The sequence below is a fragment of the Rufibacter roseolus genome (genome assembly GCF_017916365.1).
In the GTDB taxonomy this organism is placed as follows: Bacteria; Bacteroidota; Bacteroidia; order Cytophagales; family Hymenobacteraceae; genus Nibribacter; species Nibribacter roseolus.
Genome location: NZ_JAFMSU010000002.1, coordinates 1,100,275 through 1,114,221 on the forward strand (window position 1 = coordinate 1,100,275; position 13,947 = coordinate 1,114,221).

Annotated in this window: 11 protein-coding genes; 7 read left to right on the forward strand and 4 right to left on the reverse strand. The window is 47.2% G+C overall.

All coding sequences use genetic code 11. The annotated features are described in order from the left end of the window. The first annotated feature begins 152 nt into the window (after nt 1–152). The 5 genes from J3P35_RS13570 (at nt 153) to J3P35_RS13590 (ending at nt 6,466) form a co-directional block, all read left to right on the forward strand. Nucleotides 153–1,397, forward strand: coding sequence for a hypothetical protein (locus tag J3P35_RS13570; protein WP_210465119.1), 1,245 nt, complete (start codon nt 153–155; stop codon nt 1,395–1,397). 455 nt (nt 1,398–1,852) lie between these two features. Then, complete coding sequence (locus J3P35_RS13575; RefSeq protein ID WP_210465120.1) at nt 1,853–2,125, forward strand: hypothetical protein; 273 nt, start codon at nt 1,853–1,855, stop codon at nt 2,123–2,125. Nucleotides 2,126–2,306: 181 nt separating this feature from the next. Further along, nucleotides 2,307–2,894, forward strand: a complete 588-nt coding sequence (locus J3P35_RS13580) for a DoxX family protein (RefSeq protein WP_317195385.1) — start codon at nt 2,307–2,309, stop codon at nt 2,892–2,894. Between the two features lie 206 nt (nt 2,895–3,100). Further along, nucleotides 3,101–4,825, forward strand: a complete 1,725-nt coding sequence (locus J3P35_RS13585) for a serine hydrolase domain-containing protein (RefSeq protein ID WP_210465122.1) — start codon at nt 3,101–3,103, stop codon at nt 4,823–4,825. Nucleotides 4,826–5,032: 207 nt separating this feature from the next. Continuing rightward, nucleotides 5,033–6,466, forward strand: a complete 1,434-nt coding sequence (locus J3P35_RS13590; RefSeq protein ID WP_210465123.1) for a B12-binding domain-containing radical SAM protein — start codon at nt 5,033–5,035, stop codon at nt 6,464–6,466. Between the two features lie 186 nt (nt 6,467–6,652). Here J3P35_RS13590 and J3P35_RS13595 read toward each other — a convergent pair whose 3' ends face one another. The 3 genes from J3P35_RS13595 to J3P35_RS13605 form a co-directional block, all read right to left on the reverse strand. Continuing rightward, nucleotides 6,653–7,387: an SDR family NAD(P)-dependent oxidoreductase gene (locus J3P35_RS13595; RefSeq protein ID WP_210465124.1), complete on the reverse strand. Its 735-nt coding sequence runs from the start codon at nt 7,385–7,387 to the stop codon at nt 6,653–6,655. A 59-nt stretch (nt 7,388–7,446) separates the two neighbouring features. Continuing rightward, nucleotides 7,447–7,590, reverse strand: a complete 144-nt coding sequence (locus J3P35_RS13600) for a hypothetical protein (protein ID WP_210465125.1) — start codon at nt 7,588–7,590, stop codon at nt 7,447–7,449. Nucleotides 7,591–7,848: 258 nt separating this feature from the next. Next, a complete protein-coding gene (locus J3P35_RS13605) occupies nt 7,849–9,288 on the reverse strand; it encodes a serine hydrolase domain-containing protein (protein ID WP_210465126.1) in 1,440 nt (479 codons plus the stop codon). A gap of 274 nt (nt 9,289–9,562) precedes the next feature. On the opposite strand from J3P35_RS13605, the gene J3P35_RS13610 reads away from it, so the two are divergent. After that, a complete protein-coding gene (locus J3P35_RS13610; protein WP_210465127.1) occupies nt 9,563–9,976 on the forward strand; it encodes a hypothetical protein in 414 nt (137 codons plus the stop codon). Between the two features lie 70 nt (nt 9,977–10,046). On the opposite strand, the gene J3P35_RS13615 is transcribed toward J3P35_RS13610, so the two are convergent. Then, nucleotides 10,047–11,027, reverse strand: coding sequence for a hypothetical protein (locus tag J3P35_RS13615; RefSeq protein ID WP_210465128.1), 981 nt, complete (start codon nt 11,025–11,027; stop codon nt 10,047–10,049). 1,301 nt (nt 11,028–12,328) lie between these two features. On the opposite strand from J3P35_RS13615, the gene J3P35_RS13620 reads away from it, so the two are divergent. Then, nucleotides 12,329–13,438, forward strand: a complete 1,110-nt coding sequence (locus J3P35_RS13620; protein WP_210465129.1) for an MBL fold metallo-hydrolase — start codon at nt 12,329–12,331, stop codon at nt 13,436–13,438. Nucleotides 13,439–13,947: the final 509 nt, after the last annotated feature.

A 13,947-nucleotide genomic window follows, 5' to 3' on the forward strand; every position in this document is an offset into this window, starting at 1 on the left:
AATCACGCATCTACCTTCTCTATAAACAGCCTCCTTGTTTTTAGGCTGTATTCAAGAAAACAGTCCCAAAGCGTAGATCCCAAGTTGCACATCCCGTGCGCCCTTCACTGCAATTGAGGAAGCCAACATCTAAAGAATAAAAATTGACACCCATGAAAGAGGAAATCCTTACCCATCTCAACGACCCGAGGCACTTAGAGAAGCTGTACCGGGCCAACAAGGCCGGTTTCAAGCAGGAGTTCAGTGGTCTCTACCCGCAACTCAGCGGCAACACCTTAGCCGATTTCTGGCACGAACGGTTGAATTATGAATCTGACGTCATCTCCTGGGGATCCAAGAAAGAGTTTCTGTTTGTGGTGCTCGCCTCCTTCCTGGCTGGTGTGCTGGCCAAAATACCCAACATCTTCAACATTAACGAAGAGTTCTTCTATCCTCGTAACATCGGGTTTCTGGTGTTTCCCTTTCTGGCGGCTTATTTCGCATGGAAGAATCACCTGGAAGGCAAAAAGGTCATGTTTGTCTTTGGGGTGATGGCCATTTGCCTGGTGTACATCAACTCCCTGCCAAACTCCACCACCAGCGATACCCTCATTCTGGCCTGCATCCATTTGCCTTTGCTCTTGTGGGTGATGCTTGGGGTATCTTTTACCGGCCAAAGCCTCAGAGACTACTCCAAACGGCTGGAATACCTACGGTTTAACGGCGACTTGGCAGTGATGTCTGCAATGTTGGTGATTGCTGGAGTCATGATGACGGGCATTACCCTCGGTTTGTTCGAGCTGATTGGGTTGAAGATTGAGAAGTTCTACACCGAGTATGTGGTGGTTTTCGGGGCGGTGGCAGTTCCCATTGTGGCCACCTACCTCACCCAAACCAATCCGCAATTGGTGAACAAAGTATCACCGGTAATTGCCAAGATCTTCAGTCCGCTGGTATTGGTCATGCTTATCATTTACCTGGGTGCCATCATCTACTCAGGTAAAGACCCCTACAACGACAGGGAGTTCCTGATGCTGTTCAACGTGCTCCTGATTGGGGTAATGGCCTTGATCTTCTTCTCCGTAGCCGAGACATCTGCCCAGGAGAAGTCCACCTGGGGTATCTGGGTGCTCCTGCTTTTATCTTCCGTAACGGTAGTGGTAAACGGCATTGCTCTATCTGCCATCTCTTTCCGCATCTCTGAGTGGGGCATTACACCTAACCGCGTGGCGGTCATGGGCGCAAACGTTCTCATGCTCGTCCACCTTTTGCTGGTGACCGTGATGCTTTTTAAAACCATCACCAGAAAAGCAGCCATCAATCAGGTTGGGAAAGCCATTGTACTGTACCTGCCGGTTTACTTTGTCTGGACCATCATCGTCATTTTCCTTTTCCCCCTATTCTTTGAGTTTAAATAACCAAGTAATAGGGCCTACTGCAGTACAGGTGATTGCTCTAATAGGTGAAAGTTTTGTTTTAAAATCATAATTAAAGAATATCATGAACAAAGAAATAAGTGTAAGCAGCAGCCTTTCCAATTGGCTTTTTGGAATAGTGGTATTTGCCATTGGTATAGTGAACACCTTTTGGGGAAATGATCCTGGTTTCTGAGTATTTCTATTACTCTTATCCTTCGTGTATTTCCCTCCTGCAGTTAATTACATCAAAAGCAGGTTTGGTTTATCACTGCCAATATGGATTATAATAGCCTTAGGTTTATTTATCATCTGGGCCGCCTTAGGAGTGGGAGAATTGTTTGATAAAATTGATTTAATGAGAATGAGCTTCTAATATCTTTTTTACTTAATTATTAAAAACAAGCCTAAAATAGTATGGTTGTTGATTTCTTACACCAGATATATAAAACGGATATATGAATGCAAATACTAGCTCTTTTCCCATGATTGCCTGGACAGTCTTCTTGATTATTGTTGTCATCGGCGTACTTAATTTATTTCTGGTGCATCCAGTCCCGGCAATGGGCTACTTGTTGTTGTCCTTGATTTACTTTCCTCCGACCAACGGCTATCTCCATAGAAGGCTAGGTTTCACTTTCCCGGTTGCGGTGAAGGTCATTCTGTTCGTGATCATCATGATGTTCACTTTAGGGGTGAGTGACCTCGGTGATATGATTGATAAACTGTAAAACTTCTATAGAAAGTAAAAGGAATGTCGGCGCGGCAACATACTTCATGGCAATGAGCATATCTACCAAATTAGACCAACTTCATACCCAGGCAAGGGAAAACAGGTGGCTCTGGCTGTTCTCCATATTCTGCCGGCTTATATTGGCGGTTGGCTTCATTCCGCCTGGGATCGTGAAAATCATGGATGAGCGGTTTACGGCCCTTTCTGTGAATCACCCTATGGGGAATTATCTGGAAGCGCTTCACCACACTGGATATTATTACACCATAATTGGGGTGATGCAGGTTCTGGCCGGCGTATTATTGCTCATTCCGCGCACTGTAATCCTGGGAGCCTTCATCTATTTCCCCATTATTCTAAACATTTGCATTCTCTCCCTGGCCGTCCGGTTTGATGGGTCTCGGCTTACCTCGCCTTTGATGGTGCTGGCCAATCTATACCTCATTTGCTGGTACTATCCTACCTGGAAGTCTATCCTACCCTTCAACCAGCCTACCCGCCAAAGTTTGAGAACCAAATGGCAGCAATTGGACCCTAAATTCCCCATTAAGTTCTTTTCGGGGGTGGCAACTGCCTTCGCCGTAGTAGTGGTGTTTGCGGTTTATGGAAATGAAATGATGCCCCGGAATACGCTGAAGGAATGCCAAACCCAGTGCCCCAACAGCGATAACCCGCAAGCGTGTTACACATTTTGTGATTGCATTCACCAGGAAGGACAACCACTTAATACCTGCCTGGAGACTTATTATAAAGCTTCTGTTAAATAAACTTCTTTATTCTGTCTAGGCAGAGAATACAGCTCTAATTTTTTAGGTAAATCCTACTTATTTTCAAAACTACATTGGGTGTTCCTATACGCACCTAATCAGAACGTTTATTGCTTATTTCTTCTATTTACGCTTTGAATTACAAAGCACTTTATAAACTGTCAAATTTAAAACTTCTACTCCTATTCATCTAAATTATAAAGCATATGAAAACAAAATCAATCAAATCTTCAACAGGTTCCTTCCTCTTAACTACAGGACTTAAAAAAGCAAATTACAAAGGTGTATTTCACCTGCTTCTGATCATAATTACTGCTATCATTTTTGCGGATTATTCAGCATTTGCGCAGGATAAAACAGCCGAGATAGACAAGGTATTCAGTTGGGCCTCAAAGGAAACCCCGGGGTGCGTTTGTGCGGTCTCGCAGAACGGAAAAGTGGTCGTGGACCGCGCTTACGGTGCTGCCGATCTTGAGCGGGAAGTACCCCTAGACCTGAATTCGGTGTTTGACATTGGGTCGGTGAGGAAGCAGTTCATTGCCGCGGCAACCCTGCTATTAGTGCAGGAGAAAAAACTATCCCTTACCGAGGACATCCAAAAGTACCTTCCAGAGTTGCCAGATTACGGCCAAAAAATCACGCTGGACCATCTGCTTACCCATACCAGCGGCATCCGGGACTGGACAGGTTTGTTGCCACTGGCCAACGGGAAACCGGAAGCCATTACGCTCATTCTCCGGCAGCGCGGACTTAACTTCAAACCCGGTGAGGAATGGTCTTACTCCAACAGCGGCTATGTGTTACTGGTAGAGATTGTGGCGCGCACCAGCGGAATGCCATTTGCAGATTTCGCTCGGAAACGCCTTTTTGAGCCACTCGGGATGAAGTCCACCTCCTACGTTACCGACATGACCGCCGCTGTGAAGAACCGGGCGCTTGGATACGAGAAAACGAAGGATGGCTGGAAACTGGACATGTACTTGGGCAACGACCGGGGCGGTGGCGCCATCCTCAGCACGGCCGGTGACCTTATCCTCTGGAACGATGCTTTGGACAAAAACCGTCTGGGAAAGTTTGTCACAGATAAGCTGCAGGAACCGGCCAAACTGAACAACGGCAGAAAGCTGGGTTACGGCCGAGGCCTCTTCCTGGAAGCCTACCGCGGGGTCAAAGAAGTGTGGCACTCTGGCGGCGCGGCCGGGTACCATACCTGGTTAGGCCGTTTTCCAGAGCAAGGCGTTTCTGTGGCTGTTTTGTGTAATTCAGATGCAAAACCTGCCACAGGTCTGGCCGAACGCATTGTAGACCAGTTTGTAACCTACGCAGACTCCCAGAAAGCAGTAGCTAGCACCCCGCCTGTCCTTACCGGGGAGGCCCTGGAAGAAGCCAAAGGCAAGACAGGTTTGTTCTTCAACGAGAAAACCGGCGAGCCGCTGCGATTGGCCCTGGACCGGGATAGATTCAGGGTGACAGGCGGACCAGGTTTGGTGCCGGTGGGCAAAGACCGTTATCGCCGCTTTGGGGCCTTTGTACAGTTCATGTCTCAGGATGAATTTGAGCTGCACTTCCTCTCCCCTGATCAATTTGAGCTGAAATCCATGGAGGGCAAAACCACCAGATACCGCAGAGCCGAACCTTATACTCCGACTGCCGCTGACCTGCAAGCCTTCTCTGGCCGGTACCAAAACAATGAGATAGGCGCGTTCTTCGACATGGGCACCGCCAACAACAACCTGGTGGGTCGGGCCAACGATGCCCCCGGCCCCGATTTTGAATTCCAGCCCGTCAGCCAGGACACCTTTCAGTTAAGCGGCCTGACGCTACGCTTCGTGCGGGATAAATCCGGGAAGGTAGTGGCCCTGGACTATAGCAACCCAGTGGTCCGCAATATCAGATTCACTAGATCTGGCGACCAGACCAGCAGCCGATAGCAGCCGCAGGAGAACTGCACTTTTGTCCGTGCAACTGTTTCGGGTTTGTTTTCCTGAAAATAGACCCGAAACAGAGTTCTCAGATAAAGATTCAGGTCCGACACCAGCCAAACAGAATCGCAAAGAAGTCTTACTTCACTTTCTTAAGGTCAAAAGCTGGAGCTTATAAAATGTCAAAAGTAGTCTGTCATTAGAAACGCAAACCAATTGAAAGTAAAGCTAATCTTACCCGCCCTGGCAGAAGCAGAAAGCCCCTTTTGGCGGCCTATCAAGTATTCTTTGTTTCCGCCTTTGGGCTTAGCCACCCTGGCGGCCTACTTATCCCCCGATGATGAGGTGGACCTGCAGGACCAACACGTGGAAGAACTTAACCTCAACGATAACCCAGATCTGGTCATCATTCAGGTATACATCACCAATGCCTACAGGTCTTACAAAATTGCGGACCATTACAGAAAGCAGGGTGCTTATGTGTTACTGGGCGGCCTTCATGTTACCTCCCTTCCAGACGAAGCTGCCCCGCACGCAGATACCATTTTCCTGGGGCCGGGAGAAGAAACGTTCCCCCAGTTCCTGAAGGACTTTAAGAACAAAAGCCCTAAGAAAGTCTATAGTTCAAGCATCAGAACGCTGGACAAGATTCCGCCCATCAGAAGGGATCTCATTAAACGAAGTAAATACCTGGTTCCTAATTCCATAGTGGTTACCAGGGGTTGCCCGCATCATTGCAGCTTCTGTTATAAAGACGCATTTTTTGAAGGAGGTAAAGGTTTTTACACCCAGATAGTGGACGATGCTCTGGCGGAGATCGATCGACTCCCAGGCCGTCACCTTTATTTTCTGGATGACCACTTGCTGGGTAACGCCAAATTCGCTGCTAACCTTTTTGAGGGCATGAAAGGCATGAACAGGGTATTTCAGGGAGCGGCTACCGTGGATTCTATTCTAAGGGGGAACCTGATTGAAAAAGCCGCCGAGGCTGGCTTAAGAAGTTTGTTTGTTGGCTTTGAAACGTTCTCGCCCGCTAACCTGAAGCAGAGTAATAAGAAACAGAACCTGGAGAAAGACTATCAGAAGGCCGTCAACAGGCTTCATTCCTTAGGGATCATGATCAACGGCAGCTTCGTTTTCGGGCTGGATGAAGATGACAAAGATGTTTTCAAGCGCACCGTAGACTGGGGCGTGAACAATGGGATCACCACTTCTACCTACCACGTGCTAACGCCCTACCCCGGAACAAAGCTGTTCAAGGATATGGAACAACAAGGGCGGATCCTCACCAGGAACTGGGACTTGTATGATACCAGAAACGTGGTCTATCAAACCACTAACCTAACCGCCGAGGATCTGAAGAATGGGTATGACTGGGCCTATAAGGAGTTTTATAGCTGGTCCAATATTTTCAAATCCAGCATGAACCACTCTTCGCACAAGCACAAGCTGAAACACTTCTTTTACACCGGCGGGTGGAAGAAGTTTGAACCGCTTTGGAATTTCTTGATCAAAACAAACAACCTGAACAACATGCTGCCCCTTCTGGAATCAATCCTATCAAAAGTAAAGACAGGAGAAAAAGAAACAGGTGCTGACCCTGGTCTAATCCAACTTGAAATTTTGCCTCAGTTACCAGCTGATGTATAAAAAGATGCAAATCTTGGTAAGCAGAACGCAGCCTGGGAAAGCCTGAATGCCCTGGTGGAAGTTAAAAATTGTGGGTTGCTGTTTAGGGCCAATTTATTTAAAAACAGGCCCTAAACAGCAACCAATTGTAATTTCTCTTAATCCGGTTATATCAAATGCGCTGAGGTTACCCGGTTCATTCCCAAGCTACTCGGGTAATGAAACCCCGGTGAGCTCTCCGCACAAAGCCAGGAACCTCTCCTGCAATTGAATGTCGTCGGCTTCAGGGTTGTGGGGTCTTTCCTTCTGGTGGAAAAAGTACCGGCCGCTGACTTTCGCCTTTTCTTCCTTGCTGGTGGCTAGCCACACCTGGGTGGCATACCCTTTTTCCAAATCATCCGGAGCCCCACGCCCGCCCATTTTGGTAGGTACCCAGCCCGGGTCAACGGCATTGGCATAAACCTCAGCCCATATCCTCGCTACGGCTTTGCAAAGCATCAGCACGTGCAGCTTTGAGTCTGAATAGTTTATGTAGTTAGCACTCGTCTTAAAGGAGTCTAGTTTCGCTCGGCCATGGAGATGCATCCCGGAGCTCAGGTATAACAAGCGCTCCGGTTTTTGTATCAGGCAGGTAAGAACATAAGGTGCCAGGGTGTTCACCGCGAATATATCTTTGGCAGGCGCCTGGTAAACGCCGGCATTATGGATCACCACGTCAAAGGCATCCAGTTCATTTACTTTCCGGGCAAGGTGGATTGTTTCTTCCAGGTTGGACAGGTCACCGGTCAAAACCGCCTCTGCCCCTGGGTTGGCCTTCAAGGCATCACGGCCTCGCTCTGCATTACGGGCATGCAGAACCACCTGATGCCCCTGCTGTAACAATGCCCTTGCAGATAGTTGCCCTAGTCCATCGGCGGAGCCGGTGATGAAAATTCTTGCCATGCCTGTGTTTTCTGCTTTATACGCTTCGCTTGCCTTTTCTTACCTGCGCGTACCCAGATTTATTTCTTAAAAGAGGCAATGTCAATGACAAAGCGGTACTTGACATCAACATTGAGTAATAGGTCATAGGCCTCATTTGTCGGCTTGATGTTGATCATCTCAATGTCTGAGACAATGTTGTGTTCCCCACAGAAGTCTAGCATCTTTTAGCTCTCGGCAATACCGCCAATCATGGATCCCAATACGCTTCTGCGGTAAGGGAAATAGCTGAGCCGGCTATTGATAGAGGATGCTCATCATGAAGCAACAATGCACTTTCAAGAGCATTTTTCAAAAACGCGCCAGAAACCAGATTCAGGCAAAACAGGACTGCCTGTTATCAAATTTGCCACCAATGACACTGGCATTCACCTGGTCTACTCCCTAACTACAAACCCACTTACATTTCAGCTGGAAAGCTTTCATTCCACTTTGGCAGCCCACTGTTTCATCCCTCCGCCTATGATGTGAAACCCAGTGATCTTTCCCGCCTTGTCTTTGGAGAATACCTGGTCTACCCATCTTGCCTCGCGCATATAAGAGTCTGTAGGAGAAGAAAAGAAAATCTCCGACTCTGTTCCGTTTTGATGGTCTTTTAGGTACAATGTCCCTTTTTTAAGGACCACTAATACAAAATCCTCCGGATTACCCTTGAACTGGTACTTCCCAACAAATTTGCTGAGTTCTTCCTCAGAAAGCGCAATAGCTGTTTTCTGGGAGAAGGGTGCAAAACCCTTCCATCCGTAAACGGTGGCCACACTATTGATTACCTCCTGCGCGAACCGGGTGTTGTCTGAATTCACCAATACCACCACTCCGTTGCCTCCTTCCATAGAACCGTAGTATTGGCTGCTGAACCCTTCGTTCAGGCCGCTGTGATGAAAAAAGGACACCCCACCCCTTTTCTCCAGGAAAACCCCGTACCCGTACGTAGAATCAGGGCCGGGCGGAGAAACCATTTGCCTAGCCATCTGGGTGGACAATATTTGATCGGGCTCCCCTTTGAGCGCCAGTTGCACTCCTATGACAAACCGGGCGATGTCCTCGGCAGTAGACCACAGTCCAGCGCCGCAGGCCTTCTCTGGGTACAGGTGGTACTTGGAGCCAATAGACTGCCCGTCTGAGCGGTAAGCGGTGGCGAGTCTCATCTTGAACCTCCCGGAAGGGACAAGTTCATAAGTGCTATTCCGCATTTTTAAAGGCCCAAACACCCGCTTCTGCATGTACTCACCGTAAGAAAGCCCCGTCTGGTCCTCTACCATCAACTCTGATATTTCGTAGCCGCCGCCGGAGTACTGGAACTTCAGCCCTGGTGCGAACTCTGACCTGACGGCCGGGGAGTTGGCTGGGCTCTTCCCGTTTACAATCTGGATAAGATTAGGCAGTGCAGCACCTACCTTGTACCCATCATAGCCATGGACAGAAAGCCCCGCGGAATGGCTCAACAACCGGGAAAGTGAGATCTTTTGGTTCTGGGATGCAGTATCATAGGGAAACTGCCAGGAGCGCAGGTAATCATTGATATCTGCATCCAGGCTGATTTTTCCTTCTTCTACCAGCTTTAGGCACCCCAACGCATGAAGTGACTTCCCGATGGAGGCTGCCTGGAACAGAGTGGTTGGCGTAACTGGCCGCCTCTCGGCCGTATCCGCCCAACCGTAGGCTTTGGTCCACTCTATTTTATAATCCTTTATCACGGCCAAGCTCAACCCGTTTATCTTGTAGAAAGCCATCCTTTCCGCTATGGTCCAATCGGGTTTGCCTTTGATCCGAACCCAGGAAAAAAGGCTATGCTCCACCTGCTTGATCTGCTCCTCTACCCTGCTGGGGTAACGGGGCGGTTGCTGGGCATTAACTGGCAAGCCAGAAAAGATTAAAAAAGCAATTAAGATGACGAGGGGAACAGGTGATTTTTGCATTACACGTTTCATAGCTTAAGTTTCAGTGAGTAGAGGAGGCTAAGCTATGGGTCCGGGTTGGTGAAAGACATAAAGAAAACTTTTAGAATACCTTTAGATTGACAGAACAGGTTCTTTTTCACCACAGATCTTCTTTATTTTGCACCCACACTAACTTCTTATGGAATAATTCTAAGTACATTTGGATCCTTTTCACCTATTTCCAACTGAGAAATAAATGCGACTGTACAGCAGCCACCTGCTCACCATAGATTATAACCCCAGCACCGATATTCTTTTTACACAGTGGCCTAGCGCCCACCCCTACAACCTGGCGGAGGTGGAAAATGCTTTGCATATTCTGGTGGAGACAATCCGTAACTATGATGTTAAAAGGCTTCTGATAGATGCCAGTACAACTAAGATAGACCCCAACCTGGATGAGGAGCGCTACAAAGGCATCATCATGAGGTTTGCCATGGATCTGATGAAAACACGCCTGCAGAAATCGGCCAGAATATTGACCGCAGATAAGGCGCGCGAGGCGAGATCACAGGAAATAGCCCAGGAAGTCTCCCAAAAAACCCACCTGACGGTGCAAAGCCAATACTTCGCCACCAAGGCAGAGGCTGAAGCCTGGTTATTAGAGTAAATTCAGGCCCTGCTGTGCTTTAAGGTGCAACAGGGTAATACGAAGGACTACACCTACTTCCAATAAAGGTTTAGTCCGGCGTCCAGTATACCCGCCTATTTTTTACAGTCTTCTTCAAACCAAGGGTTGGTAATCTATCTTGGGTGGTGCCCAGGTAGGTAAAATGCGGCAAATCCGAAATAACCGTCTGGAACCAGCCATGCCGGGCCAGGATGGTGCGTACCGCTGCCTGGTCGCTCTCGTTTATATCCAGGGCCAGCATGGAGATATGCTGCGAAGCTCCGGGAGCTGTACCCGAGTAAAGCACTGACTTGGAGAAATCCATGCTGAAAAAGAGCCCTTGCGCTTCTAACTGTAAAATCTCTTTCACTTGCCCGGCAGGCGCCAACATGCGTATTCTGGTTGCTTCGCGAGCACTTAGCTTCCCGCGCCGCTGCCAGAAAGCCAGCCCGGAGTGAACGCGCCGGCTCCATATTTTTTCCGTGTCACGGTAACTGCGCCGGCCCGCCCACCTGCCACGAGGTGTAATGCGCAGTTTTTTATCTGCGGCTTCCTTACGGGCACTGAGCAATGCCTCCATCGCCTCCGTTTGCAGTTCAATGGGTATGCCGCTGAAAAATTCGCGGCGGGTTTTTATCTGTGCTTGCCAGTTTGCGCAGTCAGAGGCATTGGCGAAAATGATGGAAGGTGGATGAACTACGTTGCCTTGCGCCACAAAAAGCGCCCCATTTTCTTTTAACAACCGCTGCGCCACCCAATCATCCTCTCCCGGCAAAGGTAACTGCCCCGGCAAATTCAACTCAAACAATGATTTTCTTTCGTTCAGTTGGGCAGAATCAACGATTGGGTTAGAGGCAGGTACAACCTGTGCAATGGAATGAGATCTGATAACCGTTGATTGCTCATAAAAGGAGAGAAAACCAGGCAATAGCAAAACACCCCCTAAAAAGAATAGGTAAATGTTTTTGAGCGGCTTTTTCCTGGGAGATTTGTTTAACCTCGGCATCAACAAATAATAAGGTTTAAACAGATACAGTTCGGTTACCTGCATAAAACTACAAAGTTTGTTCAAATCTCCCTCCACCTGCGGTAATTTCTACTTCTGGGTTTGGCAACTTCCTCAAACGCCCCGTTCGGATTTATCCCTATCCTGCAGATGTTTCTTTTAACAAGCAAGAAGCAAATTCCGCCTATGTATTCACTGGTGGCCTAGACCACCTGTTGCGTGAACAACCGGGTAAAATGTGCAGGTTACTTTAAGCCGAATTCGTAAGTAATCTCACAAAGGGTTCTACTCCATGTCCAGTACCCTTTCCTTGGCCAGCAAAAGTCTTTATCTGAATCAGCCGCTATGACCTACCGCTTTTTAAAGCTTTGGGTACCGTTATTTTGGTGTAAGGTAATAGATCACCGTTGGTAGTGGTTACACCATCTATTCTTTTGGTCCTGAATATATCTGTCACGATCAGGCTCTGTTCCATAAATTTCATTTTTAAAGATTACCTGCTGAAGCCAATAAAGCCAATTGAAGTAGCAAGGGCTATAAAGAAACACGAAGATTTATAACGGCACCATGTCTCACAGGAACTAAGCAACCTTTGCCAATTGGTACAGTCGTCACAGCCATAGGCCGCCTGTTCACGTTTTCTTGTAAAAAGCAGGTAATTTATCAAAGCTATACCTGTTGAGAAGGTATCTTATTTCTGGGCTGAAGAATGCGTGGTATTTCCGGTAACGAAACAAGGTAAACTGTACATCCTCAACTACTCCCTTGACCAGCTGGAAGAGTAAGTGGGTAAAACAGCTTTTTCCCCTTTACGATGGAAACTCATTGTTCATATACATGCGGTCCAGAAATAAGGCTTTGTTTTAAGGGTGGTTTGCACCTGATACTTCAACCTACTCCAGAAAGAGATATCATCATGTGCAATAGCAAACCCAATAATTTCAAAAGATGGCTGGATCAGTAGTGTCTGTTGGGCATCAATAGTCTTACGATGTTTCTAAATTGCTCATCATTGATATGTCCAAGAGTGAAAAAAAAATGAGCTGTTTTACAATAAACCTGCCTCTTATGTTTTGAGGAGGAGCAATAGAATCTTGGATAATACTTTGCTGTTCCCCCCGTGCAACGCCTGCTACTTTAGAGGTAAGCGAGTAGCTGCAAAGAAGACCCTCCATAAGTCTGCAGTTAACTGATGTTAAGCTGTAGGAAGATGATGTGGTATGGCTGAAATACCATATGAATCTTTAAGTTTACAACCTCATTGCAATGCTACCATCCAGAAAGCCGTTCATACCTATTGGGAGAACTCTTCTTCCCAATAGCACAGACAGCATAACAACCTCCTAATGAAAAGAAAATACATTTTAAGTTTTTTAGCCATAGCACTGCTCCTTGCTTTAGGCGTAACCGGATGCTATGTAAAGAACCAACTTGGCAAAGTAGAACCCCAAGATGAACGCAAAGGTAAATATTCCAAAATCTCTTATTTTTCACCTGAGAAAGATGAATTCGTCAGCCCTAAAGAGATAGTCTATTACGCTGAAAAGGTGACCGGGGGAAACTCTGGTTTTGCGAGATTTTTCAAAACTTCTCCTAATGCCCCGAAGTCTGAGTTGCCCAGACGCATGCTTACGAAAAATGATTTCCCGGAAGTGCCTTCTACTTTTGCTGCCTATTGGTTAGGGCATTCCACAGCCATCATTGAGCTTGACGGACACCGTGTATTGATTGATCCGGTATTTGGGAACGCGGGCCCCTTACCCATGATTGCCAAAAGGATGAGTGTGTCTCCCTTGCTTAGGGAGGAACTCCCGGACATTGATGTTGTCATTATTACCCATGACCACTATGACCACCTTGAAGCAGAAACCATTAAGTTTTTGGCCGATAAAGACATACAGTTTATCGCACCGTTAGCCGTGGGAGTCAGGTTACAGGGCTGGGGAGTACCGAAAAACAAAATCACCGAATTGGGTTGGTACCAGTCTGTGACCCATGGATCTCTGAGTATAACAGCCTGCCCTACGGTGCATTACTCAGGGAGAAGTTACAATGACAGAAACAAGACTCTTTGGGCTTCCTATGTGATCAAGGGGAAAGAGAAGAACGTGTACTGGAGCGGCGATACCGGTTATGGAGAGCATTTCAAAGAAATAGGCAGGAAATACGGCCCTTTTGACCTGGCTTTTATGGAGATAGATGCGTGGAACAATGGATGGCCAAACACCCACCTTTTCCCGGAGCAGGTCATAAAAGCATGCCAGGATGTAAATGCCAAAATCTTGTTCCCCATCCATTTCTCCACCTTTGATCTGGCACTACATCCTTGGGATGAATCTATCAAAATGGTGGCTGATAAGGCCGCGCAGAACAACATAGAATTATTAACACCAGTGATGGGGCAGAAAGTGATTCCGGGAGAAACCAAGACAACAGATTGGTGGATGCTTAAATAAATATCTCATCAAAATGGAGGTTGCCATAAGGTAGGAAGCTCCTGAGATCAGAATAAGGGCTCTGATAGACTTATAGGGATCATTTTTACTAAAAAACTTGCTTCAGATATCGCGTTTACTGCATGGTTGATCAGGTTCTGCCGTTACTTTCGCTTCAAGTCTGGAAAAGGTCAGAATTGAAGCACACCACAGAAGTGCCTCCAATTTCATTGTAAAAGTTGGTTGACATGTACCAAATTATAAAGTGTATGGCTAACAATTTCCTGGGAATGCACCTTTAAACAACACTTAAGAGGAGTTGCACTTCTTGCACTTTCTGCACTTTTGAACTCACCCGAAGAAGCTGACTAAACGATAACATACCTACCCGGTCAGACCCAGAGCGTTTTTATTGTTAGTCTCTCCCCTGTCTGATTTATCCTTGTCATAGTAATCCTTCCCACCTAAGCACAGATTTCCCCTAGGAAAAGATAATTGTCTCCGCGCGCATTATCCACGGCTTCAGGACC

Coding starts and splice junctions, on each gene's coding strand:
- J3P35_RS13570 (WP_210465119.1), top strand. CDS start 153: ATGAAAGAGGAAATCCTTACCCATCTCAACGACCCGAGGCACTTAGAG.
- J3P35_RS13575 (WP_210465120.1), top strand. CDS start 1,853: ATGAATGCAAATACTAGCTCTTTTCCCATGATTGCCTGGACAGTCTTC.
- J3P35_RS13580 (WP_317195385.1), top strand. CDS start 2,307: ATGGATGAGCGGTTTACGGCCCTTTCTGTGAATCACCCTATGGGGAAT.
- J3P35_RS13585 (WP_210465122.1), top strand. CDS start 3,101: ATGAAAACAAAATCAATCAAATCTTCAACAGGTTCCTTCCTCTTAACT.
- J3P35_RS13595 (WP_210465124.1), bottom strand. CDS start 7,387: ATGGCAAGAATTTTCATCACCGGCTCCGCCGATGGACTAGGGCAACTA.
- J3P35_RS13600 (WP_210465125.1), bottom strand. CDS start 7,590: ATGCTAGACTTCTGTGGGGAACACAACATTGTCTCAGACATTGAGATG.
- J3P35_RS13610 (WP_210465127.1), top strand. CDS start 9,563: ATGCGACTGTACAGCAGCCACCTGCTCACCATAGATTATAACCCCAGC.
- J3P35_RS13615 (WP_210465128.1), bottom strand. CDS start 11,027: ATGCAGGTAACCGAACTGTATCTGTTTAAACCTTATTATTTGTTGATG.
- J3P35_RS13620 (WP_210465129.1), top strand. CDS start 12,329: ATGAAAAGAAAATACATTTTAAGTTTTTTAGCCATAGCACTGCTCCTT.